Annotated in this window: 20 protein-coding genes; 14 read left to right on the top strand and 6 right to left on the bottom strand. The window is 64.4% G+C overall.

The genetic code is table 11. From position 1 onward, the window contains the following. Positions 1-132 precede the first annotated feature (132 nt). The 4 genes from ACVNHC_RS20015 (at position 133) to ACVNHC_RS20000 (ending at position 3,171) form a co-directional block, all read left to right on the top strand. The gene (locus ACVNHC_RS20015) at positions 133-1,008 is read left to right on the top strand and encodes a peptidylprolyl isomerase (protein WP_457169018.1); all 876 of its coding nucleotides are present in this window, start codon (positions 133-135) and stop codon (positions 1,006-1,008) included. 157 nt (positions 1,009-1,165) lie between these two features. Next, complete coding sequence (gene argJ, locus ACVNHC_RS20010) at positions 1,166-2,407, top strand: bifunctional glutamate N-acetyltransferase/amino-acid acetyltransferase ArgJ (RefSeq protein WP_457169016.1); 1,242 nt, start codon at positions 1,166-1,168, stop codon at positions 2,405-2,407. 76 nt (positions 2,408-2,483) lie between these two features. Further along, positions 2,484-2,888: an 8-oxo-dGTP diphosphatase MutT gene (gene mutT / locus ACVNHC_RS20005; RefSeq protein ID WP_050475137.1), complete on the top strand. Its 405-nt coding sequence runs from the start codon at positions 2,484-2,486 to the stop codon at positions 2,886-2,888. 49 nt (positions 2,889-2,937) lie between these two features. After that, positions 2,938-3,171 (top strand): Flp family type IVb pilin, encoded by a 234-nt coding sequence (locus ACVNHC_RS20000; RefSeq protein ID WP_197717536.1) that lies wholly within the window; start codon positions 2,938-2,940, stop codon positions 3,169-3,171. Here ACVNHC_RS20000 and ACVNHC_RS19995 read toward each other — a convergent pair whose 3' ends face one another. Further along, entirely contained in the window at positions 3,172-4,062 is an 891-nt protein-coding gene (locus ACVNHC_RS19995; protein ID WP_457169013.1) for a methyltransferase domain-containing protein, read from the bottom strand. Positions 4,063-4,167: 105 nt separating this feature from the next. On the opposite strand from ACVNHC_RS19995, the gene ACVNHC_RS19990 reads away from it, so the two are divergent. From ACVNHC_RS19990 to ACVNHC_RS19975, 4 genes are all read left to right on the top strand, one after another. Next, a complete protein-coding gene (locus ACVNHC_RS19990) occupies positions 4,168-4,965 on the top strand; it encodes a ComF family protein (RefSeq protein WP_457169011.1) in 798 nt (265 codons plus the stop codon). Positions 4,966-5,263: 298 nt separating this feature from the next. Further along, positions 5,264-5,521 (top strand): glutaredoxin 3, encoded by a 258-nt coding sequence (gene grxC / locus ACVNHC_RS19985; RefSeq protein WP_082206150.1) that lies wholly within the window; start codon positions 5,264-5,266, stop codon positions 5,519-5,521. A 17-nt stretch (positions 5,522-5,538) separates the two neighbouring features. Then, positions 5,539-6,387: a carbon-nitrogen hydrolase family protein gene (locus tag ACVNHC_RS19980; RefSeq protein ID WP_457169009.1), complete on the top strand. Its 849-nt coding sequence runs from the start codon at positions 5,539-5,541 to the stop codon at positions 6,385-6,387. After that, entirely contained in the window at positions 6,384-6,890 is a 507-nt protein-coding gene (locus ACVNHC_RS19975; protein WP_457169007.1) for a DUF1178 family protein, read from the top strand. Before ACVNHC_RS19980 ends, ACVNHC_RS19975 begins: the two co-directional genes overlap by 4 nt. 90 nt (positions 6,891-6,980) lie before the next feature. Here ACVNHC_RS19975 and ACVNHC_RS19970 read toward each other — a convergent pair whose 3' ends face one another. The 4 genes from ACVNHC_RS19970 to ubiG form a co-directional block, all read right to left on the bottom strand. After that, complete coding sequence (locus ACVNHC_RS19970) at positions 6,981-7,538, bottom strand: phasin family protein (RefSeq protein ID WP_050475142.1); 558 nt, start codon at positions 7,536-7,538, stop codon at positions 6,981-6,983. 261 nt (positions 7,539-7,799) lie between these two features. Continuing rightward, complete coding sequence (locus ACVNHC_RS19965; protein ID WP_123195261.1) at positions 7,800-8,492, bottom strand: alpha/beta fold hydrolase; 693 nt, start codon at positions 8,490-8,492, stop codon at positions 7,800-7,802. Positions 8,493-8,583: 91 nt separating this feature from the next. Further along, positions 8,584-9,210, bottom strand: a complete 627-nt coding sequence (locus tag ACVNHC_RS19960; RefSeq protein ID WP_050475144.1) for a LysE family translocator — start codon at positions 9,208-9,210, stop codon at positions 8,584-8,586. A gap of 135 nt (positions 9,211-9,345) precedes the next feature. Next, entirely contained in the window at positions 9,346-10,107 is a 762-nt protein-coding gene (gene ubiG, locus ACVNHC_RS19955; RefSeq protein ID WP_058898648.1) for a bifunctional 2-polyprenyl-6-hydroxyphenol methylase/3-demethylubiquinol 3-O-methyltransferase UbiG, read from the bottom strand. Between the two features lie 181 nt (positions 10,108-10,288). Between ubiG and ACVNHC_RS19950 the strand changes: the two genes are divergently transcribed. The 6 genes from ACVNHC_RS19950 (at position 10,289) to clpB (ending at position 20,228) form a co-directional block, all read left to right on the top strand. After that, positions 10,289-11,539 carry an aspartate kinase gene (locus ACVNHC_RS19950; protein ID WP_058898649.1) on the top strand — a complete coding sequence of 417 codons (1,251 nt, stop codon included), beginning with the start codon at positions 10,289-10,291 and terminating at the stop codon, positions 11,537-11,539. A 71-nt stretch (positions 11,540-11,610) separates the two neighbouring features. Continuing rightward, on the top strand, positions 11,611-13,878 hold the full coding sequence (gene ptsP, locus ACVNHC_RS19945; RefSeq protein WP_058898650.1) for a phosphoenolpyruvate--protein phosphotransferase: 2,268 nt from the start codon (positions 11,611-11,613) through the stop codon (positions 13,876-13,878). Between the two features lie 72 nt (positions 13,879-13,950). After that, positions 13,951-15,024, top strand: a complete 1,074-nt coding sequence (prfA, locus tag ACVNHC_RS19940; RefSeq protein ID WP_094463839.1) for a peptide chain release factor 1 — start codon at positions 13,951-13,953, stop codon at positions 15,022-15,024. A gap of 4 nt (positions 15,025-15,028) precedes the next feature. Continuing rightward, a complete protein-coding gene (gene prmC / locus ACVNHC_RS19935; RefSeq protein ID WP_457169003.1) occupies positions 15,029-15,901 on the top strand; it encodes a peptide chain release factor N(5)-glutamine methyltransferase in 873 nt (290 codons plus the stop codon). A gap of 379 nt (positions 15,902-16,280) precedes the next feature. After that, entirely contained in the window at positions 16,281-17,267 is a 987-nt protein-coding gene (locus ACVNHC_RS19930; protein ID WP_457169001.1) for a DUF4167 domain-containing protein, read from the top strand. 357 nt (positions 17,268-17,624) lie between these two features. Beyond that, on the top strand, positions 17,625-20,228 hold the full coding sequence (gene clpB, locus ACVNHC_RS19925; RefSeq protein WP_457168999.1) for an ATP-dependent chaperone ClpB: 2,604 nt from the start codon (positions 17,625-17,627) through the stop codon (positions 20,226-20,228). Positions 20,229-20,330: 102 nt separating this feature from the next. Here clpB and ACVNHC_RS19920 read toward each other — a convergent pair whose 3' ends face one another. After that, positions 20,331-22,259, bottom strand: a complete 1,929-nt coding sequence (locus ACVNHC_RS19920; protein ID WP_208982819.1) for a M23 family metallopeptidase — start codon at positions 22,257-22,259, stop codon at positions 20,331-20,333. Positions 22,260-23,021 lie beyond the last annotated feature (762 nt).

The following is a 23,021-nucleotide window of genomic DNA, read 5'->3' as shown; positions in this document are numbered from 1 at the left end:
GAAGGTGGCGCGGGACGTTCGACAGATAAGAGGGGGTAGGATGCTTGTCAACGCCGCCGCTTTCAGCAAGGTTGCGGCAGCTCGCGCTCATGCGGTGCAGAGCTGTTCAAATTCTGACCCTAAGGACTCCACATGTTCCGTTCTTTCATGAGCCGCCCCCTGCGCCCGGTCCTGATCGCCGCAACGGCGCTCAGCCTCGGTGCCACGGCCCTGTCTGCGGCCGAACCGGGTGACGTTGTTGCCAAGGTCGGCAGCACGGAAATCACCGAAGCCGATATCGCCTTTGCCGCCCGTGACCTTGGCCCGCAGCTGCAGCGCTTCCCGCCGGCCCAGTGGCGCCAGATTCTCACGGACGTGATGATCGACATGACGCTTCTGTCCGATGCGGCGAAGAAGGAAGGCCTTGAGAAGGATGAGGACTTCCAGCGCCAGGTCCGCTTCATGACCACGCAGGCCCTGCGCAATGCCTATGTGGCGCAGAAGCTGGATGCCGCCATCACCGAGGATGACCTCAAGGCGGCCTATGACAAGGAATTCAAGGATTTCCAGGGCGAAGAAGAAGTCCGCGCCCGTCATATCCTCGTTTCCTCCAAGGAAGACGCCGAAACGCTGATCAAGGAGCTGGACGGCGGCGCCGACTTTGCCGAGCTGGCCAAGGCCAATTCCAGCGACGGTTCGGCTGCCAATGGCGGTGACCTCGACTATTTCACCAAGGGCCGCATGGTGCCGGAGTTCGAGGCGGCTGCCTTTGCCCTGCAGCCGGGCGAATACACCAAGGAGCCGGTTGAGAGCCAGTTCGGCTGGCACATCATCAAATCCGAAGACAAGCGCATCCAGAGCGCCCCGTCGCTGGAAGAGGTTTCCGACGGCCTGCGCCAGATGCTGATGCGTGAGCGTTATGCAACGCTGATCGAAGAGCTGAAGGCCGCAAATCCGGTGGAAATCATCAAGCAGGATGCTGCTGCCGATGCCCCGGCTGGCGAGGCTGCAAAGCCTGCTGCGCAGTAAGACGGACGGTTCGGAAGGCAAAGCGCTTCCAATCTGACAGGGATCCCCCGGCACCCCGCCGGGGGATTTCCTGTTTCAGGGGGTGTCATGGGTCTTGCGCACCCCCCTTCCATCGGGCAAGGCTGCGGCTCATTGCATTTGAGTGCCAGAGGCCGTCATGTCGACAGAAGTTTCCCCGCTTGCCCCCAAGTCCTACCCTGAGATGCCCGTCATCGAAGGCGTGCGTTTTGCCACGGCGGCTGCCGGCATCAAGTACAAGGGCCGCACGGATGTGCTTCTTGTGCTGATGGATGAGGGCACGGAAGTGGCCGGTGTCTTCACCCGCTCGCTCTGCCCCTCCGCCCCGGTGGACTGGTGCCGCGCCAATCTGCCCTCCGGCAAGGCCCGGGCGCTGCTGGTCAACTCCGGCAATGCCAATGCCTTCACCGGCAAGAAGGGCAAGGCAGCGGTCGAGCTTTCGGCGGACATCGTCAGCAAGGCGGTCGGCTGTGCCCAGGGCGAGATCTATCTCGCCTCCACCGGCGTGATCGGCGAACCGCTGCCTGCGGACAAGTTCTCCGGTGTCGTTGACGGGCTGGTGTCTGATGCCGTTGCCGGTTCCTGGCTCGATACGGCCAAGGCGATCATGACCACCGACACCTATCCGAAGGTGTCCACCCGCACGGTGGATCTGGGCGGTGTGCCGGTGACGCTGAACGGCATTGCCAAGGGTGCGGGCATGATTGCCCCGGACATGGCGACCATGCTGTCCTTCCTCTTCACCGATGCCCCTATTGCAGCTCCCGTGCTGCAGGAGCTGATCTCCGGCGCCGTCGGCGGCAGCTTCAATGCCATCACCGTGGACAGCGACACCTCCACCTCCGACACGGCCCTGCTGTTTGCCACCGGCAAGGCGGCCGAACGCGGTGCTGTGCGCGTCATCGAAGCCTCCGATCCGCGTCTGGAGCCTTTCCGTCAGGCGCTGGGCGAGGTGATGCAGGATCTGGCCCACCAGATCGTCCGGGATGGCGAAGGCGCCCGCAAGTTCGTGGAAGTGCGCGTCGAGGGTGCCTCGTCCGATGCGTCGGCCAAGCGCATTGCCCTGTCCATCGCCAACTCGCCGCTGGTGAAGACCGCCATTGCCGGTGAGGATGCCAACTGGGGCCGTGTTGTCATGGCTGTCGGCAAGGCAGGTGAGCCGGCGGACCGTGACCGTCTGGCCATCTGGTTCGGCGATGTGCGTGTGGCCGCCAATGGCGAGCGGGATCCGGATTACTCGGAGGCGGCAGCTTCTGCCGTGATGGAGCGCGAGCATATCGTCATCCGCACGGAGATTGGTCTGGGCGAGGGCTCCGCCACCGTGTGGACTTGCGATCTGACCAAGGCCTATGTCGAGATCAACGGCGATTACCGCAGCTGAACCGTCAAACTTTCTTCGGGGCGGGCTCTGAGATTTTTAAGAGCCCGCTCAAAACTGTCTAAAATTGGAACATGCCATGCGGATGGTTCTTGTCGTTGCCTGTGCTCTCATTGACGCGGACGGGCGTATCCTGATCGCGCAGCGGCCCGAGGGGAAGTCCATGGCAGGGCTCTGGGAATTCCCCGGAGGCAAGGTGGAAGCTGGAGAAAGGCCGGAAGCCTGCCTGATCCGCGAGCTTTCCGAGGAACTTGGAATCAGCGTTAAGGAAGAGTGCCTAGCCCCTCTGACCTTCGCCAGCCACGCTTATGAAGATTTTCACCTCCTCATGCCATTGTATGTCTGTCGGCGATGGCAAGGAACTCCCGCAGCCCAGGAAGGGCAGACCCTGAAATGGGTGCGGGCAGGCAAGCTCAGGGAATTCCCCATGCCACCGGCCGATGAGCCGCTGATCCCCCATCTGATCGGGTTGGTCGGCGCCTGATGTAGACCGACAGGCAAACAGCCGCGTATCTGGCTGGTTAGGAGTTGCAATGCGACTGGACGAAAATCCGGCAGGCATGTTTGGTGCCCCCGCCAGGAAGCGCGTTCAGATCGGCCTTGATCTGGCGGCCCGCTTCCGGGACGACGTGAAAGGCGCAACGGCCGTGGAATACGGCCTGATGGTGGCTTTCATCTCCGCAGCGATCATGGCGACACTCCTGTCCATTGGTCAGGATATCGGTACCGCCTTCTCCATCATCAGCACGGCCCTGCGCGGCGGCTGATCAGGCCCCGCTTTTATCTTCCGGCACTTTCAGTGCATCGGCCAGCCGTGCCTTCGCGGACCCCGGCTTCCGCGGCTTCTGCTGGCTTTCATGCGGCGCCCAGCCGGACAGATACATCACCTGAAATGTTGCGCGGATGCGCCCGTCCGGGTCGCTGTAATCTGCTGCATAGAGTTCTGCCGCCTTCAGAAACACGGCCCGTGACAGGGGCTTGCGGCTGCGCTCGTTCAGCGCCGATGTGGCGCCCATCATCTTCAGATCCCGCATCAGCGCGAAGATATTGTCGTAGCGCACCGTCAGCTTGTCCGTGTCTGTCACAGGCAGGGCAAAGCCTGCGCGCTGCAGCAGGGCGCCAAGATCCCGCGTGTCGGCAAAGGGCACGACGCGGGGGGCGGCGCCGCCGGTCACGTCCAGCTCCGCCCGCATCAGGCAGTCGCGCAACTCGCTCAAGGTATCCCCGCCCAGCAGCGCCCCCAGAAACAGCCCGTCCGGGCGCAAGGCCCGGCGGATCTGGATCAGCGCACCCGGCAGGTCGTTGACGAGTTGCAGGCTGAGCGCCGAGACGATCAGCCCAACGGACGCATCCCTCAAGGGCAACAACGCGTCATCGCAGACAAAGTCCGGGGCGGGCAGGGCAGGGTCGGGCAGGAACAGGTCACCACGCAGCACCGTCTCCGCCTTGCCGCTTTGGCGCAGGATTTCAGCAATCCGCCCGGTGTGGCCGCCCAGATCCACCGCCGTGCCGAATTCGCGCGTCACCGCCGCAATCCTGTCCGCCAGATCTTCGGCGACAGCGGCCAGCAGGAAATCGGCACCTTCCGTGCGGCACTCAAGGGCACGGCTGCGCCGCTGGGCGAAGAGGGAACGGTCGATGAGGTCGATGCGGGTCATGTGGGTGCCTTCCGGGTGCCGGGCATGCTGCCTTATAGGCCCAGCCTTCCGCTTCCGTCAAAAGCTGCTAGGGTGACGTGAACCACGGGTTGCAAGAGGCGGCAGATGCTTCAGGAACCGGATGCAGGTCTTCACAGCCTTGACTGGCGCCGCCGCCCCCTGGGCGGATTGCGCCGGATCTGGCGTGCCGGGCTCGATTTTCTGCTGCCGCCGCGCTGCCTCACTTGCGATGCCCCTGCTGCCGAGCCCGATGCAGTCTGCCCCTCCTGCTGGGGGCTGATGCCCTTCATCGAGGCGCCCTGGTGCGCCCGTTATGGTACGCCGCTCTCGTTTGATCTGGGGCCTGAAGGGCTGAGTGCCCGCGCCATCGCCTCGCCGCCCCTCTTCAACCGGGCCCGTGCAGCCACCCTCTATGGCGGCCCGGCGCGGGACTTGGTGCTGGCGCTCAAATTCGGCGGGCGGCGCGAGGTGGCAGCCCCCATGGGGCGGCTGATGGCAGCTGCCGGGCGTGAGTTGTTCCAGCCTGACACGCTGGTTCTGCCCGTGCCCCTGCACCGCACGCGCCTGTGGCAGCGGCGGTTCAATCAGGCAGCCTTGCTGGGGCAGGAGGTGGCGCGCATCAAGGGTGTGGGCTTTGAACCGCTGATGCTGGAGCGGCGGCGCCGTACCCGCCAGCAGGTGGGCCTGCATGCGGATGAGCGCAGCCGCAATGTGCGCGGTGCCTTTGCGCTCCGGCCGGAGGCGGCCATGAAGATCAGCGGGCGGCCGGTGGTGCTGGTGGATGATGTTCTGACAACGGGATCAACGGTTGAGGCCTGCACGCGGGTGCTGCTGCGGGCCGGTGCGCGGCAGGTGGACGTGCTCACCTTCGCCATCGCCGATCCCTCGCTCACTGCAGACTGACTGGTTTCCCTCCGGCCACGGCCATTTTCGGGGCTTGTCCGGCGCAAGTTCCGGCAGATATAAGCCGGTAAGCGCAGTTTGACTGTCTGTGAGCATTCTTGACAGGCTGATGCCCCTCCATCGTCATCCCGGCCTTGAGCCGGGACTGGTGAGCCGGGGCATATGCTGTTTCAGGGAGCTGCAGCCGGAAGGCCTTGGCTCTCCGGTCCCGGATCTCCGCTTCGCTGCGTCCGGGATGACGATTGTGAGGGCTGTCAGTGGCCTGAGGGGCGGTGAGCTGCCCATAAGGAGTTGAAACGTGGTTGAAGTCATCATCTACACCCGGCAGATGTGCGGCTACTGTTCTGCGGCCAAGCGCCTTCTGGACAGCAAGGGCGTTGCCTATACCGAGCATGACGCCAGTTTTGATCCGGGTCTCAGGGCCGAGATGATTGCCAAGGCCAATGGCCGCAGCACCTTCCCGCAGATTTTCATCGGCGGGGTGCATGTGGGCGGCTGTGACGACCTGCATGATCTGGACCGGGCGGGCAAGCTCGATCCCATGCTCGCCGCCTGATCCGGAGCTTGTGACAGATGGCCATCTTTACCGCCGCCTGCGTTCAGCTTCGCTCCAGCCGGGACGTTGCTGCCAATAGTGCCGCTGCCGAAGCGCTGATCCGCGAGGCGGCCGCAGCGGGGGCGGACTATGTGCAAACGCCGGAGATGACCAATCTGCTGGAGCGCAGCCGCGAGGAACTGATGGCCAAGATCCGGGTGGAGGCGGACGATCCGTCGCTGGCCCTGTTCCGGGCGCTGGCCGCAGAGCTTGGCATCTGGCTGCATATTGGCTCGCTCGCCATTCTGCTGGAGCCGGGCAAGGCGGCAAACCGTGGCTTTCTCATTGGCCCCGATGGCAGCCTGAAGGCGAGATACGACAAGATCCACATGTTCGACGTGGATCTGCCCAACGGCGAAAGCTGGCGGGAATCTGCCACCTACCGGCCCGGCTGCGAGAGCCTTGTGGCCGACCTGCCCTTTGCACGGCTCGGCATGGCCGTGTGCTATGATGTGCGCTTTCCGGCCCTGTTCCGGGCACAGGCGCGCGCCGGGGCCGAGGTGCTGACCATGCCGGCCGCCTTCACCCGCCAGACCGGCGAAGCGCACTGGCATGTGCTGCAGCGGGCGCGGGCGATCGAGAATGGCGCCTTCGTCATCTCCAGCGCGCAGGGCGGCAAGCATGAGGACGGGCGCGAGACCTATGGCCACAGTCTGATCGTCAACCCCTGGGGTGCGGTGATCGCGGAACTTGACCATGATGAACCGGGCTTCGTGACCGCCCGTATCGACACAGAAGAAACGCTGAAGGCGCGTCAGCGCATTCCCGCCATCGCCAACGAGCGGGATTTCACCCTGACGCAGACCGGCAAGGAGATTGAGGCGTGATCCGTTACACGCTCCGCTGCGACAATGCCCATGAGTTCGAGGGCTGGTTCCGCAATTCCGGAGATTTCGAGCGCCAGACGGCGCAGGGACTGATGAGCTGTCCGGCCTGCGGGTCTGATGACGTTACCAAGGCTTTGATGGCGCCTGCCGTCAGCACTTCGGAGCGCAGGGAGAGCCTTGCGCCCGCCGGTGCTGATGCGGCAGCTGCCGGACCCGTTGAAGCGGCTGCTCCGGCCACCGGTGCAGGGGCGACTTCGGCCATGATTGCGTCGGATTCGCGCCACGCCGAGCTTCTTGAGAAGATCAGGGAGCTGCGCCAGCAGATCGTCTCGAATGCCGATTATGTGGGCCAGTCCTTTGCCGATGAGGCCCGCAAGATGCACTATGGCGAGGCGGATCATCGCAGCATTTACGGCGAGACCAGCCCGGATGATGCCCAGGCCCTGCTGGAAGAGGGCATCAGCATCCTCCCGCTTCCGGTGCTGCCGGAAGACCGCAACTGAGTTCTGCCTCCTGTCAGTCCAGACTGGAAACCGGGCCAGCAGCCGGGCCAGCTTGAACGGGTGGCCCGGCTGTTGTTGGATGGAGCCTGATCAGGCGCTGGCAGCCGGCTTTGCGCGCGGGGCGGCCTTGCGGGCTGCCGTTTCGCCACTGCCGTTGCTGTTGGCCGGTTCCATGGCCTTGGAGGCCGCTTCCATGGTCTGCTGGGCCATGTCTTCGACCACCTCTGCCGCCGTATCGACGACCAGATCCCCGGCCTTCGAGGTTTCGGCGAGGCTGGTCTGCAACAGCTCCAGCGTCTTCTGCGCCTGGGCCTCGTAGTCGTGCCACATGTCACGGAAGAAGCCCTGCAGGGTCTTGGCGGTTTCTGCCGGTTCCTTGCAGGCCACGAGCGAGCGGAAGCAGGCGAGATCTGCCTTGAGCCGCTGGTTCACGAAGTCCATGTGGCCGGTGAAGGCCTTCTCGCTGCCTTCCAGCATCTGACGGCTGGCGGTTTCCAGGGCGCTGAGCGTGTGTTCGCCCAGCTTGTCAGAGCGTTCGGCCCATGACCAGTTATTGGCCCAATTGCTGGATGCCACATTCATCCACGGTGCGGTGAGCCCCATGGTGCCGTTTCCGGCGGTGTCATGTTCAATCCGGTTTTTTGTCATGTCGACCTCCCACAGATGTCGATTGCGCGTCTTCAGAGGATAGACGCCTGCCTTGCCGCTGCTTGCGGTCTGTCAGGCCGTAGCCTGCATGCTGCTGGCAATTACCGCGGGTGAGACCTCAGCATGCACACGTGCCGCTAGGTTAGCAAGGGAATGTGACAACCGTTTTGATCTGCCTCATAAGAAAATGCCCGGTCTGCGGCGGGATTGCGGCATTGGCCCTCAAATCCTGCGGCAGTGTGACGCGGCCGGCCTGACCTCTCAGGCACGCATCCAGGCCTGCAGCTCTGCGGTGACGGCGCCGGGGGCCTCCAGCGTGGAGAGGTGCCCGGCCCCGGCAATCAGGCTGAGGCGGCTGCCGGGGATGGCCTCGTGGATCTCACGGGCGATTGCGGGCGGCGTCAGCGTGTCGCCTTCCCCTGCCAGAACCAGCGTGGGGCAGGCGATCTGGCCGAGGAAGGGGCGGGAGTCGATCCGGGCCATGATGGCAGTCTGCTGGCGCACGAAAGCCTCGGGCCCCGTGTCTTCCGCCATTTCCACCACCACGGCCTTCAGCGTTTCATCTTCGGCGCGCGAGGCATCCACCAGCCCCGGATAGAGCAGATGCGGCACCTTGGCGAATTTGCCGGACTGCGCCATCTGCATCAGAACGCGGCGGCGCTCGCCCTGCTCCGGCATGTCGGGCCGGGCGCTGGTGTCCAGCAGGGCCAGGCGCGTCACCTTCTCCGGCGCCTTGCGCATGATCTCCATGGCGATGTAGCCGCCCATGGAAAGCCCGGCGAGGGCAAAGCGCTCAGGTGCTGCTGCCAGAATGCCCTCCGCGATGGCGCTGACACTGTCCGCTTCCCGGTGATCGCCGATGAGGATCGGCCGGTCCGAGAAGGCGGCGATCTGTGCGGCAAACAGCAGCTCGGTGCAGAGCAGGCCCGGAATGAAGACGACAGCCTCGGTCATGCGTGCGTATCCCTGTGTTCCTGAAACGTAAGGCTTTCTCGTGCCGGAAAAATTCCTGCTTGGGAAGACTGTTTCGGAGACAGGCAGGATGTCAGTGCAGCATCAGGCCAATGCCCTGCGCGGCATCGATCATGACCGGATAAAGCGATGCCAGAAGCAGCAGCGCCATGGCGATGTTGAAGACCTGCAGCCGCTTCGGGTTCGCCAGGAAACCGCGCAGCAGCGTGCCCGCCGCCGCCCAGGCGAGAGAACTGGGGCCGCCAGTGAGGCTGTAGAGCAGGGTGATGATCAGCACGTTGGTGAAGAAGCCATCTGCGGGTGTGTAGGCAGCGATGGCGCCGATGGCCATGATCCAGGCCTTCGGGTTGACCCACTGGAAGGCCGCCGCCTGCAGGAATGTGAAAGGCTTCGGCTTGGCGCCCGCAGTCTGCGGCGCGCCGGAGCGGGCGATCTTCCAGGCGAGCCAGGCCATGTAAAGCGCACCGGCATATTTCAGCACGTCATGGAGGGCGGGCCACAGTTCGAAGAGTGCGCCTATGCCCAACCCGCAGGACAGCACCAGAATCGAGAAGCCGATATTGATGCCCAGAATATGCGGCAGGGAGGCCCTGAGGCCGAAGTTTACACCCGAGGCCAGCAGCATGGTGTTGTTCGGCCCCGGCGTGATGGAGGAGACGAAGGCGTAAAGAATAAAGGCGGCGATCAGGTCCGGCGTCATGACAGGCTGTGCTCGGGTAAATGTCTGAATGGCCTGCAGAATAGAGGCGTGACGCTTTTGGTGAAAACGGAATAGCGTCACGTGACACTATTCCGTTTTCCTGATCTGGCCGTTTCTCTGTCCCGGGTGGCTGCTTCAGCGGCTGGCGAGCAGCATGTAGTTCACGTCCATGTCGCGCGAGCGGTTCCAGCTGTCGGTGAGCGGGTTGAAGGTGACGCCGCAGCGGTCGGTCACCGTGAGGCCAGCGGCGGTCACCGGGCGCTCGATTTCCTCCGGGCGGACCAGCTTTTCGTAGGAGTGGGTGCCTTTCGGCAGCCAGCGCAGCACATATTCGGCGCCGACGATGGCCAGCGCATAGGCCTTGAGGGTGCGGTTGATGGTGGCCACGAACATCAGCCCGCCGGGGCGGACCATGCGCGACACTTCGGTGAGGAACAGCGGCACATCGGCGACGTGCTCCACCACTTCCATGTTCAGCACCACGTCAAAGGTCTCGCCCGCTGCCGCCAGTTCCTCGGCGGTCGAGGCGCGGTAGTCGATGGCAAGGCCGGACTGGGCTGCGTGGAGCTTCGCAATCTCGATATTGACCGTCGAGGGGTCGGCGCCGACCACTTCGGCGCCAAGACGGGCCATGGGCTCGCTCAAGAGCCCGCCGCCGCAGCCGATGTCGAGGAAGCGCAGGCCCTTGAAGGCGTCACTGGCCTTCGGGTCGCGGCCGAAGCGGGCGCAGACCTGTTCCTTGATATAGGCGAGGCGCACCGGATTGAACTTGTGCAGCGGCTTGAACTTGCCGGCCGGGTCCCACCATTCGGCGGCCATGGCGGAAAAACGGGCCACTTCCCGCTCATCGACGGTGCTGCCGGTTGCGGCCTGGTCCCTCGTGGTCTCGGTGCTCATGACTGTCCTTCCCGGATGAGGTCTTGCGCGGGGCTTGCGCTCTGAGGTGTGACCTTTCGCGTCAGGGCCGCTTTGTCAAGGCTCCCTGTTGCAGATGCGGCGTTGTGGCTGTATGGATTGCGGCCGATCCGCCGGGCGCGCTCGCGCCCATATGGCTCTCGACGGGAAGACAAAAACCACGATGGCCCGACTGGTTATGAAGTTCGGCGGCACGTCCGTCGCGAATATCGAACGCATTCGCAATGTTGCCCGCCATGTGAAACGGGAAGTTGACGCCGGCCATGAAGTTGCCGTCGTCGTATCGGCGATGGCCGGGCAGACCAATCAGCTGGTCGCCTGGTGCCGTGAAGCCGCTCCCATGCATGACGCGCGCGAATATGATGCCGTTGTCGCCTCCGGCGAGCAGGTTACCTCGGGGCTTCTGGCCATCGTGCTGCAGGAAATGGGCGTCAATGCCCGGTCCTGGCAGGGCTGGCAGATCCCGATCCGGACCGATGGCTCGCATGGCGCGGCCCGCATTGCGGGCATTGACGGCGCCTTCATGGTGGAGCGGCTGAAACAGGGCCAGGTGGCCGTGGTTGCCGGTTTCCAGGGCATTGCCCCGGACAACCGCATCTCCACGCTCGGCCGCGGCGGCTCCGACACTTCGGCCGTGGCCATTGCCGCTGCCATTCAGGCCGACCGCTGCGACATCTACACGGACGTGGACGGGGTCTACACCACCGATCCGCGCATCGTGCCGAAAGCCCGCCGCCTTGACCGCGTCGCCTTCGAGGAAATGCTCGAAATGGCTTCGCTCGGCGCCAAGGTGCTGCAGGTGCGCTCAGTCGAAATGGCCATGGTGCATGGCGTGCGCACCTTCGTGCGTTCAAGCTTTGACGATCCCGATGCCCCGCAGGAGGGCAAGGACGGTCTTCCCCCCGGAACTCTCATCTGCGACGAGGACGAACTCGTGGAACAGCAAGTCGTGACCGGCATCGCCTTTGCCAAGGACGAAGCCCAGATCTCCATCCGCAACGTGCCCGACAAGCCGGGTGTTGCCGGTGCCGTGTTCGGCCCGCTGGCCGACGCCAACATCAACGTGGACATGATCGTCCAGAACATCTCGCCGGACGGCAAGACGACGGACATCACCTTCACCGTGCCCGAATCAGAATACGACCGGGCCATGAGCACGCTGGAAGCCAGGCGCGCCGAACTCGGTTTCGGTGCTCTGGAAGGCGCCCGCGATGTGGTGAAGGTGTCGGTGATCGGCATCGGCATGCGCTCGCACGCGGGCGTTGCAGCCGAGTGTTTCCGCGGCCTTGCGGAGAAGGGCATCAACATCCGTGCGATCACCACCTCCGAAATCAAGATCTCGGTGCTGATCGATTCCGCCTACACGGAACTTGCGGTCCGGACTCTCCATTCGCTATACGGTTTGGACGGGTAATAACCAGCCTGGGCCGGGCAGATGCGATGAACGTGTCTGCCTGCCCGCGCCGACAGGAACGGAGCTGACCCATGCGCAGCAACCTGGCCGGTCCGCGCCTGTTGCTCCGCAGGCTTCGCGAAGTCATGGCGGAGCCGATCAACGCGCAGGAGCGGCTCGACAAGATCGTGGTCCTGATCGCGGCGAATGTGGTCGCCGAGGTCTGCTCCGTCTATATTCTGCGCGCTGACGGCGTTCTGGAGCTTTATGCCACCGAAGGCCTCAACCGCGAGGCCGTGCACCAGGCGTCGCTGCGCGTCGGGCAGGGCCTTGTCGGCCTGATCGCTGCCGAAGCGCGGCCGCTCAATCTTCCCAATGCGCGGGCGCATCCCGCCTTCGCCTATCTGCCGGAGACCGGTGAAGAGGCCTATAACTCCTTCCTGGGTGTGCCGGTCCTGCGCGCCGGGCGCACGCTCGGCGTTCTGGTGGTGCAGAACAAGTCGCACCGCACCTATTACGAGGACGAGGTCGAGGCGCTGCAGACCACCGCGATGGTCATCGCGGAAATGGTCGCCGCCGGCGAACTGGAAGCCATCGCCAAGCCGGGCACGGGGCTGGATCTCTCCCGTCCCTTCCGCTTTTCGGCCGTCGGGCTGGCGGAGGGTGTGGGGCTCGGCCACGTGGTACTGCACGAGCCGCGCGTCGTCGTCACCAACCTCATTGCCGAGGATACCGACCACGAGACGGGCCGCCTTGAAGGCGCGATCGACCGGTTGCGCCTGTCCATCGACAGCCTGCTGGCCTCCGGTGACTTTGCGCAGACGGGTGAGCACAGGGATGTGCTCGAAGCCTATCGTATGTTCGCCTATGACCGGGGCTGGATCCGCAAGATCGAAGAGGCGATCCGCAACGGCCTGACGGCGGAAGCCGCCGTGGAAAAGGTGCAGAGCGACATGCGCGCCCGCATGCTGCGCCAGACCGATCCTTATCTGCGCGAGCGCCTGCATGATCTCGACGATCTGGCACACCGGCTGATCCGAGAACTCATGGGCCGCCAGCATGGCGGCGGCACCGGCAGCCTGCCGCAGGATGCCATCATCGTTGCCCGCAACATGGGCGCCGCCGAACTTCTCGACTATGACCGCGACCGGATTCGCGGTGTGGTGCTGGAGGAGGGCGGTCCGACCAGCCACGTCACCATCGTGGCGAGGGCCCTCGGCATTCCCGCTGTCGGCCAGGTGCAGGATATCGTCAGCCTTGCGGATGCGGGCGATGCCATCATCGTTGATGGCGGCACCGGCGAGGTGCATCTGCGCCCCGCGTCGGACGTGCAGGATGCCTATGCGGAAAAGGTGCGCTTCCGCGCCCGCCGTCAGGCTCAGTTCCGCCGGTTGCGCAACAAGCCCTCCGTCACCAAGGACGGGGTGGAAATCGCGCTGCAGATGAATGCTGGCCTCTTGGTCGATCTGCCGCATCTGACCGAATCGGGGGCGGTGGGGGTTGGCCTGTTCCGCACCGAACTGCAGTTCATGGTGGCTTCGTCCTTCCCGCGCCTGTCCGATCAGCAGGCCCAGTACACGCAGGTGCTGGATGCGGCGGATGGCAAGCCTGTCACTTTCCGCTCGCTCGATATCGGCGGCGACAAGGTGCTGCCCTATCTGCGCTCGATCCAGGAAGAGAACCCGGCCATGGGCTGGCGGGCCTTGCGCCTTGGCCTTGACCGGCCGGGCCTGTTGCGCACCCAGGTGCGTGCGCTGCTGCGCGCAGCTGCAGGCCGCGAGCTGAAGCTCATGTTCCCGATGGTCTCGGAAGTCTCCGAGTTCCACCGGGCGAAGGAACTGGTGGAGCGCGAGCTGAAACACGCCCGCCGCCATGGCCATGACGTGCCCGATTCCATCCGCCTCGGCGTGATGATCGAGGTGCCGTCGCTGCTGTTCCAGCTGGAAGAACTGTTCCAGGCGGTGGACTTTGCCTCCATTGGCTCCAACGACCTGTTCCAGTTCTTCTGCGCCGTCGACCGGGGGAACACGCGCGTTGCCGACCGCTATGACACGCTCGGCCCCGGCTTCCTGCGGGCGCTGAAGCAGATCGTGGATGTGGCCGGGCGGCACCATGTGCCGGTGACGCTCTGCGGGGAGATCGCCGGCAAGCCACTGGAGGCCATGGCCCTGATCGGGATCGGCTACCGGTCCCTGTCCATGTCGCCGGCCTCGCTGGGCCCGGTGAAGGCGATGCTGCGCAGCCTTGATGCGGGCCGCCTGTCGGCACGCTTGCTGCCGCGCCTTGATCATGGCCATCCGGATCACGAAATCCGTGCCTTCCTGCGGCGCTTTGCCGAAGAGCAGGACGTGGCGCTGTAGCGCCGCGCCTGCCGTTCATCCTGTTTACTGCCGGGAGGGCCCTTTCTCCCGTGGCTCTGGAGACATGCGCTCATGCTGGCGCAAGCAAAACTCGACACACTGCTGAACCGCTTTGCCGAACTCGAACACCGCATGTCCTGCGGTCCGGATGCGGGGGAATATGTGCGTTTGTCGCGCGAATATGCCGAGCTGGAGCCGCTGGTGCGCGCCGTGCAGGCCCTGCGCAAGGCGGAAGAAGATCTGGCCGGGGCCGAGGTGCTGATCGCCGAGGCGGGCAGCGACCGCGAGATGCGGGACCTCGCCGAGCTGGAGCGCGATGAGCTGACGCAGAAGGTGGAGGAGCTGACGCAGGCCGTGCGCATCGGCCTTCTGCCCAAGGACAGCGCCGACAAGAATGACGCCATTCTGGAAGTGCGGGCCGGAACGGGCGGGGATGAAGCGGCGCTTTTTGCCGGTGACCTGTTCCGCATGTACCAGCGCTATGCCGCGCTGCAGGGCTGGAAGGTGGAGGTGCTGTCGGCCAGCGAAGGCGAGGCGGGCGGCTTCAAGGAAGTGATCGCCTCCGTCACGGGCGAGAATGTGTTTGCCCGGCTCAAGTTCGAATCAGGCGTGCACCGGGTGCAGCGCGTTCCGGAAACCGAATCGGGCGGGCGCATTCATACTTCTGCCGCCACGGTTGCCGTGCTGCCGCAGGCCGAAGAGGTGGATGTGGATGTGCAGGAATCGGACCTGAAGATCGACACCTACCGGGCCTCGGGTGCGGGCGGCCAGCATGTCAACACCACCGATTCGGCCGTGCGCATCACCCATCTTCCCACCGGGATTGTGGTGGCGGTGCAGGACGAACGCTCCCAGCACAAGAACCGGGCGAGAGCCCTGCAGCTGCTGCGCGCCCGCATTTATGATGCGCAGCGCGACAAGGCAGCGAACGAGCGTTCCGAGGCGCGGCGCCTGCAGGTGGGCTCCGGCGACCGGTCGGAGCGCATCCGCACCTATAATTTCCCGCAAGGCCGTGTCACCGATCACCGCATCGGCCTGACGCTCTACAAGCTGGAGCAGGTGCTGGCGGGCGAAGCGCTGAACGAGCTGGTGGAAGCGCTGACCGTTGATCATCAGGCAACGCTGATGGCGGCCGAGGAGGGCTGACCCCATGTCTGAGGCAGGGGATGTGCCAACTCCCGGGGCGCTTTACCGCGCGCTGCGCGACAGGTTCCGCAAGGCGGGCCTTGCCTCGCCGGAGCTGGATGCCCGTTTGCTGGTAGCCGCTGCTGCCGGCATGTCTCCCGGTGATGTGGTGCTGCGCAGTGATGATCCGGTGAATGATACCGTGGCTGCGCTGGCCCGCCACTATGCGCAGCGGCGCGAGGCGCGGGAGCCTGTGGGCCGCATTCTGGGCGAGCGGCAGTTCTTCGGCCTGGATCTCGCCCTCTCCCCGGACACTCTGGAGCCGCGTCCCGACACTGAAACTCTGGTGGAGGCGATGCTGGCGCGGGCGGGCGGCCTCATCAATCCGCTGATTGCTGACATCGGCACGGGTACGGGCGCCATCATTCTGGCCCTGCTCAACGAGCTGCCGCAGGCACGTGGCCTGGCCATTGATCTGTCACGCGGTGCATTGGAGACGGCACGGGCCAATGCGAGGCGCCATGGGCTGGAAGACAGGCTTTGCTTTGCGCAGGCAAGTTATGCGGAAAGTCTTGCGCCTGTCTTCGACTGGATCGTCAGCAATCCGCCCTATATCGCCTCGGATGTGATCGCCGGGCTCGATGAAGATGTGCGCAAGCATGACCCGGTTCTGGCGCTTGATGGCGGGCCTGACGGGCTTGTTGCTTACCGTGCAATCGTGCCGCAAGCCTTCGCTGCGCTGCGCCCCGGCGGGCGGCTCGGCTTCGAGATTGGCTTCGACCAGGGCGGGGCCGTTTGCGGCCTGATGGCCGAGGCCGGATTTCAGGATCTTGAAATCATTCAGGATCTCGGCGGAAATGACCGTGTGGTGACGGGCATTAAGCCGGCATCGGGTTGACTGCGGACATCCTCGAAAAAAGGCTTGGAAATCTGACGCGAACCGGCTAGTTTCACTTTGCCGAAGCCGGGATAACGCGGTCGGGGCGAGTTTCTCGCCATATCGGCGATCCAGCCCACGCAGGGATTATGGGCCGAACGATCGCAACGCGTTTTGGAAACCGAACATTTTCTGATTAATCGGACTGTCGGTCTGTCGCAGAATATGACGATTGCGTTGCCCTTCGCCGGGTGAGGCTGTCGTGGCGGTTCATTGTTCACAGCCGGTCATGCTCCCTTCACTGGAGCCGGGTAAAGCCGGAACCCCAGCGCAGGGAATACAGACGCGCTTTTGATTGGCCGGCCTTGCCGGCCGCCGTTCCTTAAGAGTTAACGGCAGGATGAGACCAGGAAATCAAAACAAGCAGCGTATGCGGAACAACCGGGGCCGTAAGGGACCGAATCCGCTGACCCGGACGTTTGAATCGAACGGCCCGGACGTGAAGATCAGGGGTACGGCTCTGCACATCGCCGAGAAGTACCAGCAGCTGGCCCGCGACGCACAGGCAGCCGGTGACCGGATCATGTCGGAAAACTATTTCCAGCATGCCGAGCACTATTACCGCATCGTTGCGGCGGCTCAGCCCAACATGGCGGCAAGCGGCGGCCTGCGGTTCGACAACGGCTATGACGAGGAGGATGGCGAGGATCAGGGTGCCGACGGCGCCGAGATCAACGAGCGTTCCGACCGTCAAGACCAGCCGGAGCGGCCCGAGCGTCCTGAGCGCATGGAGCGGCAGGACCGTCCCGGGCGTCAGGACCGTGGCGAACGCCAGGACAGGGACCGTCAGGACCGGGGTGACCGTCAGGAGCGTGGTGAGCGCCCCGAACGGGGTGACCGCCCGATGCGTCAGGAGCGTTCCGAACGCAACAACCGGCAGGACCGGTATGAGCGCCGCGACCGCGACGACCGCCAGGAACGCGCACCGCGCCCGGTTGAATATGTTGCGGCCGACGAGCCGCAGCCCTTCATCGAGCACATGCCGGTTCCGGGCCTGAACGGGGGCCATATCAGCCGTCCGGTCCATGACGAGCCGGTTCAGACGGAAGCTGCGGTTTATCCCGGAGCCGAAGGTGAAGACGGTGAGGATGGCCGCCCGCGCCGCCGCCTGCGCGGTACCCGTGGCCGTGGCCAGCGCCGTGAGGGCGAGGAAGCTCCGGCTGAAGAAGCCGCCGCCGCTCCTGCCCCGGCTCCGGCCGAGGCTGCTGCTCCGGCCGAGGTTGCCGCTCCGGTGGAAGCCGGTGAGGAGCCCAAGCCTCGCGCCCGGCGCACGCCGCGTCCGCGCCGCACCAAGGATGTGGAAGAAACCACTTCCAGCGACGCCTGATCAGGCCGCAGGGTACAGAAAGATACGAAAGGGCGCTCCGGTCTCCGGGGCGCCCTTTCTCTTTGCGCTTGCCGCTGCCCATCTTCTTCTTGCGCCTACCGGCCCATCTTCTCTTTGCGCCTACCGGCGCCGGGTGAGCCCCGCGAAAGCTCCGGGGATCAGGATCCTTCCGGAGTTGCCGGACACCCCCTTTTGTTGTCAATTTGCAACACTATATGAGCCTTGCCATCCGAGTGATGGCGCGGGTGCCCGCTGGGGCAGCTTGCGGCCGCAAGGCCGGGGCTGCCTGCCGAATGGGGCCCGCAGTCCAGCACGCCGGCCATGCTACGGGTGGTCAGGCGGAAAGGAGTTTTGCGAATGAATATGGAAAAATACACCGAACGAGCGCGCGGCTTCATCCAGTCTGCGCAGACCTTTGCGCTGGGGCAGGGGCATCAGCAGTTCCTCCCCGAACATCTGCTCAAGGTGCTGATCGACGATCCGGAAGGCATGGCCGCCGGTCTGATCGACCGCGCGGGCGGCTCGTCCCAGGATGTCCGCATCGCCGTCGAGCAGGCGATTTCCCGTCTGCCGAAAGTCTCCGGCGGTTCGGGGCAGCTTTATCTGTCTCCCGCCATGGCGCGTTTCTTCGAGCAGGCCGAGAAGGTGGCCGACAAGGCGGGCGACAGCTTCGTCACCGTCGAGCGCATGCTGCTGGCTCTGGCCATGGACAATGACAGCGAGGCCGGCAAGCTTCTGGCCAAGGCGGGCGTGTCCCCGGCCAATCTCAACCAGGCGATCAATGCCCTGCGCAAGGGCCGCACGGCCACCTCTGCCAGTGCCGAAAGCCAGTATGATGCGCTGAAGAAATATGCCCGTGACCTGACGCAGGCCGCCCGTGACGGCAAGCTTGATCCGGTGATCGGCCGCGACGAGGAAATCCGCCGTACCATTCAGGTTCTCTCCCGCCGCACCAAGAACAATCCGGTTCTGATCGGTGAGCCGGGCGTCGGCAAGACGGCCATTGCCGAGGGCCTTGCCCTGCGCATCGTCAACGGCGATGTGCCGGAAAGCCTGAAGGACAAGCAGCTTCTCGCCCTCGACATGGGATCGCTGATTGCCGGTGCCAAATACCGCGGCGAGTTCGAGGAGCGCCTGAAGGCAGTTCTCTCCGAAGTCGAGACGGCGGCGGGGGGCATCATTCTGTTCATCGACGAAATGCACACGCTGGTCGGTGCAGGCAAGGCGGACGGGGCGATGGACGCCTCCAACCTGCTGAAGCCGGCCCTTGCCCGTGGCGAGCTGCATTGCGTTGGTGCGACCACGCTCGACGAGTACCGCAAGCACGTGGAAAAGGACGCGGCACTGGCCCGCCGGTTCCAGCCGGTTTTCGTCAGCGAGCCGACGGTGGAGGACACCATCTCCATCCTGCGCGGCATCAAGGAGAAATACGAGCTGCATCACGGTGTGCGAATCACCGATTCGGCCATCGTCTCCGCCGCGACCCTGTCGAACCGCTACATCACCGACCGGTTCCTGCCGGACAAGGCCATCGACCTGATGGATGAAGCGGCCAGCCGCCTCAGGATGCAGGTGGATTCCAAGCCCGAAGAGCTTGACGAGCTCGACCGGCGCATCATCCAGCTCAAGATCGAGCGTGAGGCGCTGAAGAAGGAGAGCGATCCGGCCGCGCAGGACCGTCTGGTCCGGCTCGAGAAGGAACTGACGTCGCTTGAGGAAGAATCCGATGCGCTGACCCAGCGCTGGCAGGGTGAGAAGGACAAGCTGAACCTTGAGCAGAAGCTGAAGGAACAGCTGGACGGCGCCCGCAGCGAGCTGGAAAAGGCACAGCGGCAGGGCAATCTTGCCCGGGCCGGCGAGCTGGCCTATGGCGTCATTCCGGAGCTGGAGCGCAAGCTCGCCGATATGGCCGGTGCCAGTGCCAAGGGAGCGATGCTGGATGAGGCGGTGACCTCCAGCCACATCGCGCAGGTCGTCTCCAAGTGGACGGGCATTCCGGTCGACAAGATGCTGGAAGGCGAGCGTGACAAGCTCTTGCGCATGGAAGACGTGCTGGCGGGCCGGGTGATCGGCCAGGCCGAGGCGATCCATGCGGTTTCCACCGCCGTCCGCCGCGCCCGCGCCGGGTTGCAGGATCCGAACCGGCCGATCGGCTCGTTCATGTTCCTCGGACCCACGGGCGTGGGCAAGACGGAGCTGACCAAGGCGCTGGCTTCGTTCCTCTTCGATGACGACACGGCGATGGTCCGCCTCGACATGTCGGAATACATGGAGAAGCACTCGGTCTCCCGCCTCATCGGCGCGCCTCCGGGCTATGTCGGCTATGAGGAGGGCGGGGCCCTGACGGAGGCGGTGCGCCGCCGGCCCTATCAGGTCGTGCTCTTCGACGAGATCGAGAAGGCCCATACGGATGTGTTCAACGTGCTTCTGCAGGTGCTCGATGACGGCCGCCTGACCGATGGTCAGGGCCGCACCGTGGACTTCCGCAACACGCTGATCATCATGACCTCGAATCTGGGCGCCGAATATCTGGTCAACCAGCCGGAGGGCGAGGATACGGACAAGGTACGCGATGAGGTGATGGGTGTGGTGCGCAGCCATTTCCGGCCCGAATTCCTCAACCGCCTGGACGAGATCGTGCTCTTCCACCGGCTGCAGCGCAACCAGATGGCTTCCATCGTTTCGATCCAGCTGGAGCGGCTGCGGGCCTTGCTTGCCGACCGCAAGATCACGCTGGATCTGGACGACAGCGCCATCGGCTGGCTGTCGCAGAAGGGCTATGACGCCGCCTATGGCGCCCGGCCGCTGAAGCGGGTGATCCAGAAGGATGTGCAGGACCCGCTGGCAGAGAAAATCCTCTCCGGCACGGTCAAGGACGGCGACCACGTGGCGGTCAGCGCCGGAACGGACCGGCTGATCTTCACCACGGGTCCGGCGTCCGGCGAATCTGCGGCGGCCTGATGCGCCGCCAGTCTTGAAAACGCCAGGTCATGAAAAAAGGACCCGCCGGATCGCTCCGGCGGGTCTTTGTATCTTGCTGTCCGGCTGTGCGAGACTGTTGCGTCAGCGTGCCGCCGGTGATGCGGCAGCCGAAGCAAAGCGCGAGGGCTTCTGCCCGCGATCCAGCAGGGCGTCGATACGGGTGCGCTCCTGCTCGAAATTCGCCAGCATGTCGCCATCCAGCACCCGGCCGCGCGGCAGGCGGATACGCATCGGATCGACGAAGTTGTTGTTCACCAGCACCTCATAGTGAAGGTGCGGTCCAGTGGAGAGGCCGGTGGAGCCCACATAGCCGATGATCTGGCCCTGTGTGACGCGCCCGCCTTCCTTGATGCCGGGGCCGAAGTCGTTCATGTGATTGTAGGTGGTGACATAGCCATTGGCGTGGCGCAGCTCCACCCGCTTGCCGTAGCCGGATTCCCAGCCGGCCTTGATGATGGTGCCGTTGCCGGAGGCCATGATCGGCGTGCCGCGCGGGGCGGACCAGTCAACGCCCGTGTGCATCTTGCCAAAGCCGTAAACCGGATGCTGGCGCATGCCGAAGCCCGAGCGGAAGGTGCCGCCGGAGAGCGGCTTGCGCATCAGGAATTTCTTCGCGCTGCGGCCTTCCTCGTCATAGTAGTCAACCGAACCGTCGTCCGGGGCGCGGAAGCGGTACAGCCGCCGCTCGGCGGAGCCGGTGTGCAGCGAGGCATAAAGGATCTCGCCGTTCCCGCCAGTCTCGTCATCGCCGCCGCCATAGAACACTTCCAGCGAGTCGCCCGGCTGGACGCGGCCGTTGAAATCCACATCGTAGGAGAAGGCGCCGATCAGTTCCTTGATCAGGTCTTCCGGGATCTGCTGCTCAAGCGCGGTCTGATAGACACTTTCATAGAGCGACACCGAAGGGCCGCCGGTGCTGCCGCTGAAGGCGCTGCGGTCAGCCTCGGCAAAGGCGTCCAGCAGGTCTCCGGCCGGCTCATTGGCGGTCACATAGATGCCGTTGTCGGAGCGGGCGACGGTCGCCTTGTGCCGGTTCTCGCTATAGATGCTGACCCGCTCCACGCGCGGGATTGTTGGATCCGCCGGATCGGCGCCAAGCGCCAGACGCAGCCTGTCGCCCGGCGCCAGGTCCACAATGCCTGCGCCAAAGCGGAAGGCGGCCAGAATGGCCTCGGCCTCCGGATCAGATGCCTGATTGTCGAGGAGAATGTCCTTGAAGGCCATGTCCTGCTCGACCGGAATGATCCGCTCGTCAAAGCCGGCCACCGGGGCTGTGCCCGCCTGCTTGGAAACGAAGGAGACGTTTTCCTGGGTGATCCGGACGGACAGCCGGGCAAAGTCGGGCTGGCGGGCGAGGTTGAAGTCGAAACGGTCCGGGTCAACGATGGTCCGCGAGGCGATCTGGATGCCGCTTTCGCTCAGAAACTGGGCTGAAACCCGGACCTGCCGCTCCACTTCCGTCTCCGAAGGCGTGAGGGCCGTGTCGATCAGCGGGCTGTTGACCGGAAAGTCACTCTGGGCCAGCGTGAATTCACCTTCCGATTTGGCGGAATAGACCGCATCGCTGACCGTCCGCTCATCCAGCGGCTTCTGATCGGCGAACATCTGCAGCGGATTGAAGGCCGGGATGCGGCCCTCCACATCGGTGAGGCGCCGGGTGGTCAGGGTGGTGTTCACAAAGGTATATGGTCTGGCCTTGATGTGTTCCTGATCACCGCTGCGCGTCACGACATTCAACGGAATGATGCGCTTGCTGGTGAACTGGGCTGCGGCCTTGCTGATCCGGTCCCCTTTCGTCCCGGCGCCAGCGGTGTTCAGAATTTCAGGGCTGGGCGTGTGGGCGGTCGCGGCGGCAACGCGGTATTGCCCATCAAGGGCTGCTACCAATGCGCCGCCCATCAACACGATCGACGTCACGCCCGTCAGAACAGTCCCGGTCAGCCAGCGCAGGCTCACCTTGCGGCGGTCCGGCAAGGCGTTCCGCTCGTCATAGACAACGAGCGGCGGCATGGTGCCAAGTTCAACCGCTGGAAGAGCGTGAGACTGAAAGGGGCCCAGATGCATCAGTTGCCTTGTCTGTTCATGTCGTCCTGCCCCGCATTGTCCTTGCAAGGCCACGCACTGCACGGAAACCTCCGCCGGCCGGAACCATCCGGAACCTGACGGAAAATGCAGCCTGCCGCCGCAAAGGTCAACGGCGCAGGCGCTTTGCCATATCACTGTTGTTCCCGTACCTGAGGGTGAAGCGGTCGATAAGCGCGGTTTCAGGCATGAATATGGCTGGCCCATATATAGATGGGGGACAGAGCCAGTGTGAAGGCGCCTTTCCCGGGTCTCCTGTGGCCGGATGGCGGGGCTGGCAGGCGGACGGGAATATCTTTTTCAGGCGGCCCGCATTTTTTTAAGCCGGCTTGTGGGGAAAAGGGGCGCAAATCACAGGGGCAGCCCGCGTGAACCTGAGCGTTTCTGCGGGGTTCCTGCCTTGTGAATCTTTTTTGACAATCTGTGTTGACTCCTCTGAGGGGTCTGGCTATAAACCGCTCCATCGACGGCGGCGCCACGGAAACACGGCGCCAAGCGCTGTCGGGTCAGCCGAAAACGACTGAGCCGCGAGGAGCTCGCAAGAGCGAACGGTTTAGTTGTCTGCGGTTCCCGGAAACGGGGTGAACGCGCAAGTGTTCAGTTCTTTGACAATTTGGATTTGAAGGAAGGGAAACGCGGCCGGCGTTGACTTTGCGCTTCGGCGAGACCAGCGATGGTTTTGCTAAGAAG

The organism is Pannonibacter sp. Q-1, assembly GCF_054073275.1.
Note: the sequence above shows the minus strand (reverse complement) of the source record. Positions and strands in the feature narration are given on the sequence as shown.

Excerpts from the sequence above, each read along its gene's own strand:
- ACVNHC_RS19970 (WP_050475142.1), bottom strand. The coding sequence starts at position 7,538 with ATGACAAAAAACCGGATTGAACATGACACCGCCGGAAACGGCACCATG.
- ACVNHC_RS19990 (WP_457169011.1), top strand. The coding sequence starts at position 4,168 with ATGCTTCAGGAACCGGATGCAGGTCTTCACAGCCTTGACTGGCGCCGC.
- ACVNHC_RS19930 (WP_457169001.1), top strand. The coding sequence starts at position 16,281 with ATGAGACCAGGAAATCAAAACAAGCAGCGTATGCGGAACAACCGGGGC.
- ACVNHC_RS20000 (WP_197717536.1), top strand. The coding sequence starts at position 2,938 with ATGCGACTGGACGAAAATCCGGCAGGCATGTTTGGTGCCCCCGCCAGG.
- argJ (WP_457169016.1), top strand. The coding sequence starts at position 1,166 with ATGTCGACAGAAGTTTCCCCGCTTGCCCCCAAGTCCTACCCTGAGATG.
- ACVNHC_RS19965 (WP_123195261.1), bottom strand. The coding sequence starts at position 8,492 with ATGACCGAGGCTGTCGTCTTCATTCCGGGCCTGCTCTGCACCGAGCTG.
- prmC (WP_457169003.1), top strand. The coding sequence starts at position 15,029 with ATGTCTGAGGCAGGGGATGTGCCAACTCCCGGGGCGCTTTACCGCGCG.
- ACVNHC_RS19960 (WP_050475144.1), bottom strand. The coding sequence starts at position 9,210 with ATGACGCCGGACCTGATCGCCGCCTTTATTCTTTACGCCTTCGTCTCC.
- mutT (WP_050475137.1), top strand. The coding sequence starts at position 2,484 with ATGCGGATGGTTCTTGTCGTTGCCTGTGCTCTCATTGACGCGGACGGG.
- ptsP (WP_058898650.1), top strand. The coding sequence starts at position 11,611 with ATGCGCAGCAACCTGGCCGGTCCGCGCCTGTTGCTCCGCAGGCTTCGC.
- prfA (WP_094463839.1), top strand. The coding sequence starts at position 13,951 with ATGCTGGCGCAAGCAAAACTCGACACACTGCTGAACCGCTTTGCCGAA.
- clpB (WP_457168999.1), top strand. The coding sequence starts at position 17,625 with ATGAATATGGAAAAATACACCGAACGAGCGCGCGGCTTCATCCAGTCT.
- ACVNHC_RS19950 (WP_058898649.1), top strand. The coding sequence starts at position 10,289 with ATGGCCCGACTGGTTATGAAGTTCGGCGGCACGTCCGTCGCGAATATC.
- ubiG (WP_058898648.1), bottom strand. The coding sequence starts at position 10,107 with ATGAGCACCGAGACCACGAGGGACCAGGCCGCAACCGGCAGCACCGTC.
- ACVNHC_RS20015 (WP_457169018.1), top strand. The coding sequence starts at position 133 with ATGTTCCGTTCTTTCATGAGCCGCCCCCTGCGCCCGGTCCTGATCGCC.
- ACVNHC_RS19995 (WP_457169013.1), bottom strand. The coding sequence starts at position 4,062 with ATGACCCGCATCGACCTCATCGACCGTTCCCTCTTCGCCCAGCGGCGC.
- ACVNHC_RS19920 (WP_208982819.1), bottom strand. The coding sequence starts at position 22,259 with ATGCCGCCGCTCGTTGTCTATGACGAGCGGAACGCCTTGCCGGACCGC.
- ACVNHC_RS19980 (WP_457169009.1), top strand. The coding sequence starts at position 5,539 with ATGGCCATCTTTACCGCCGCCTGCGTTCAGCTTCGCTCCAGCCGGGAC.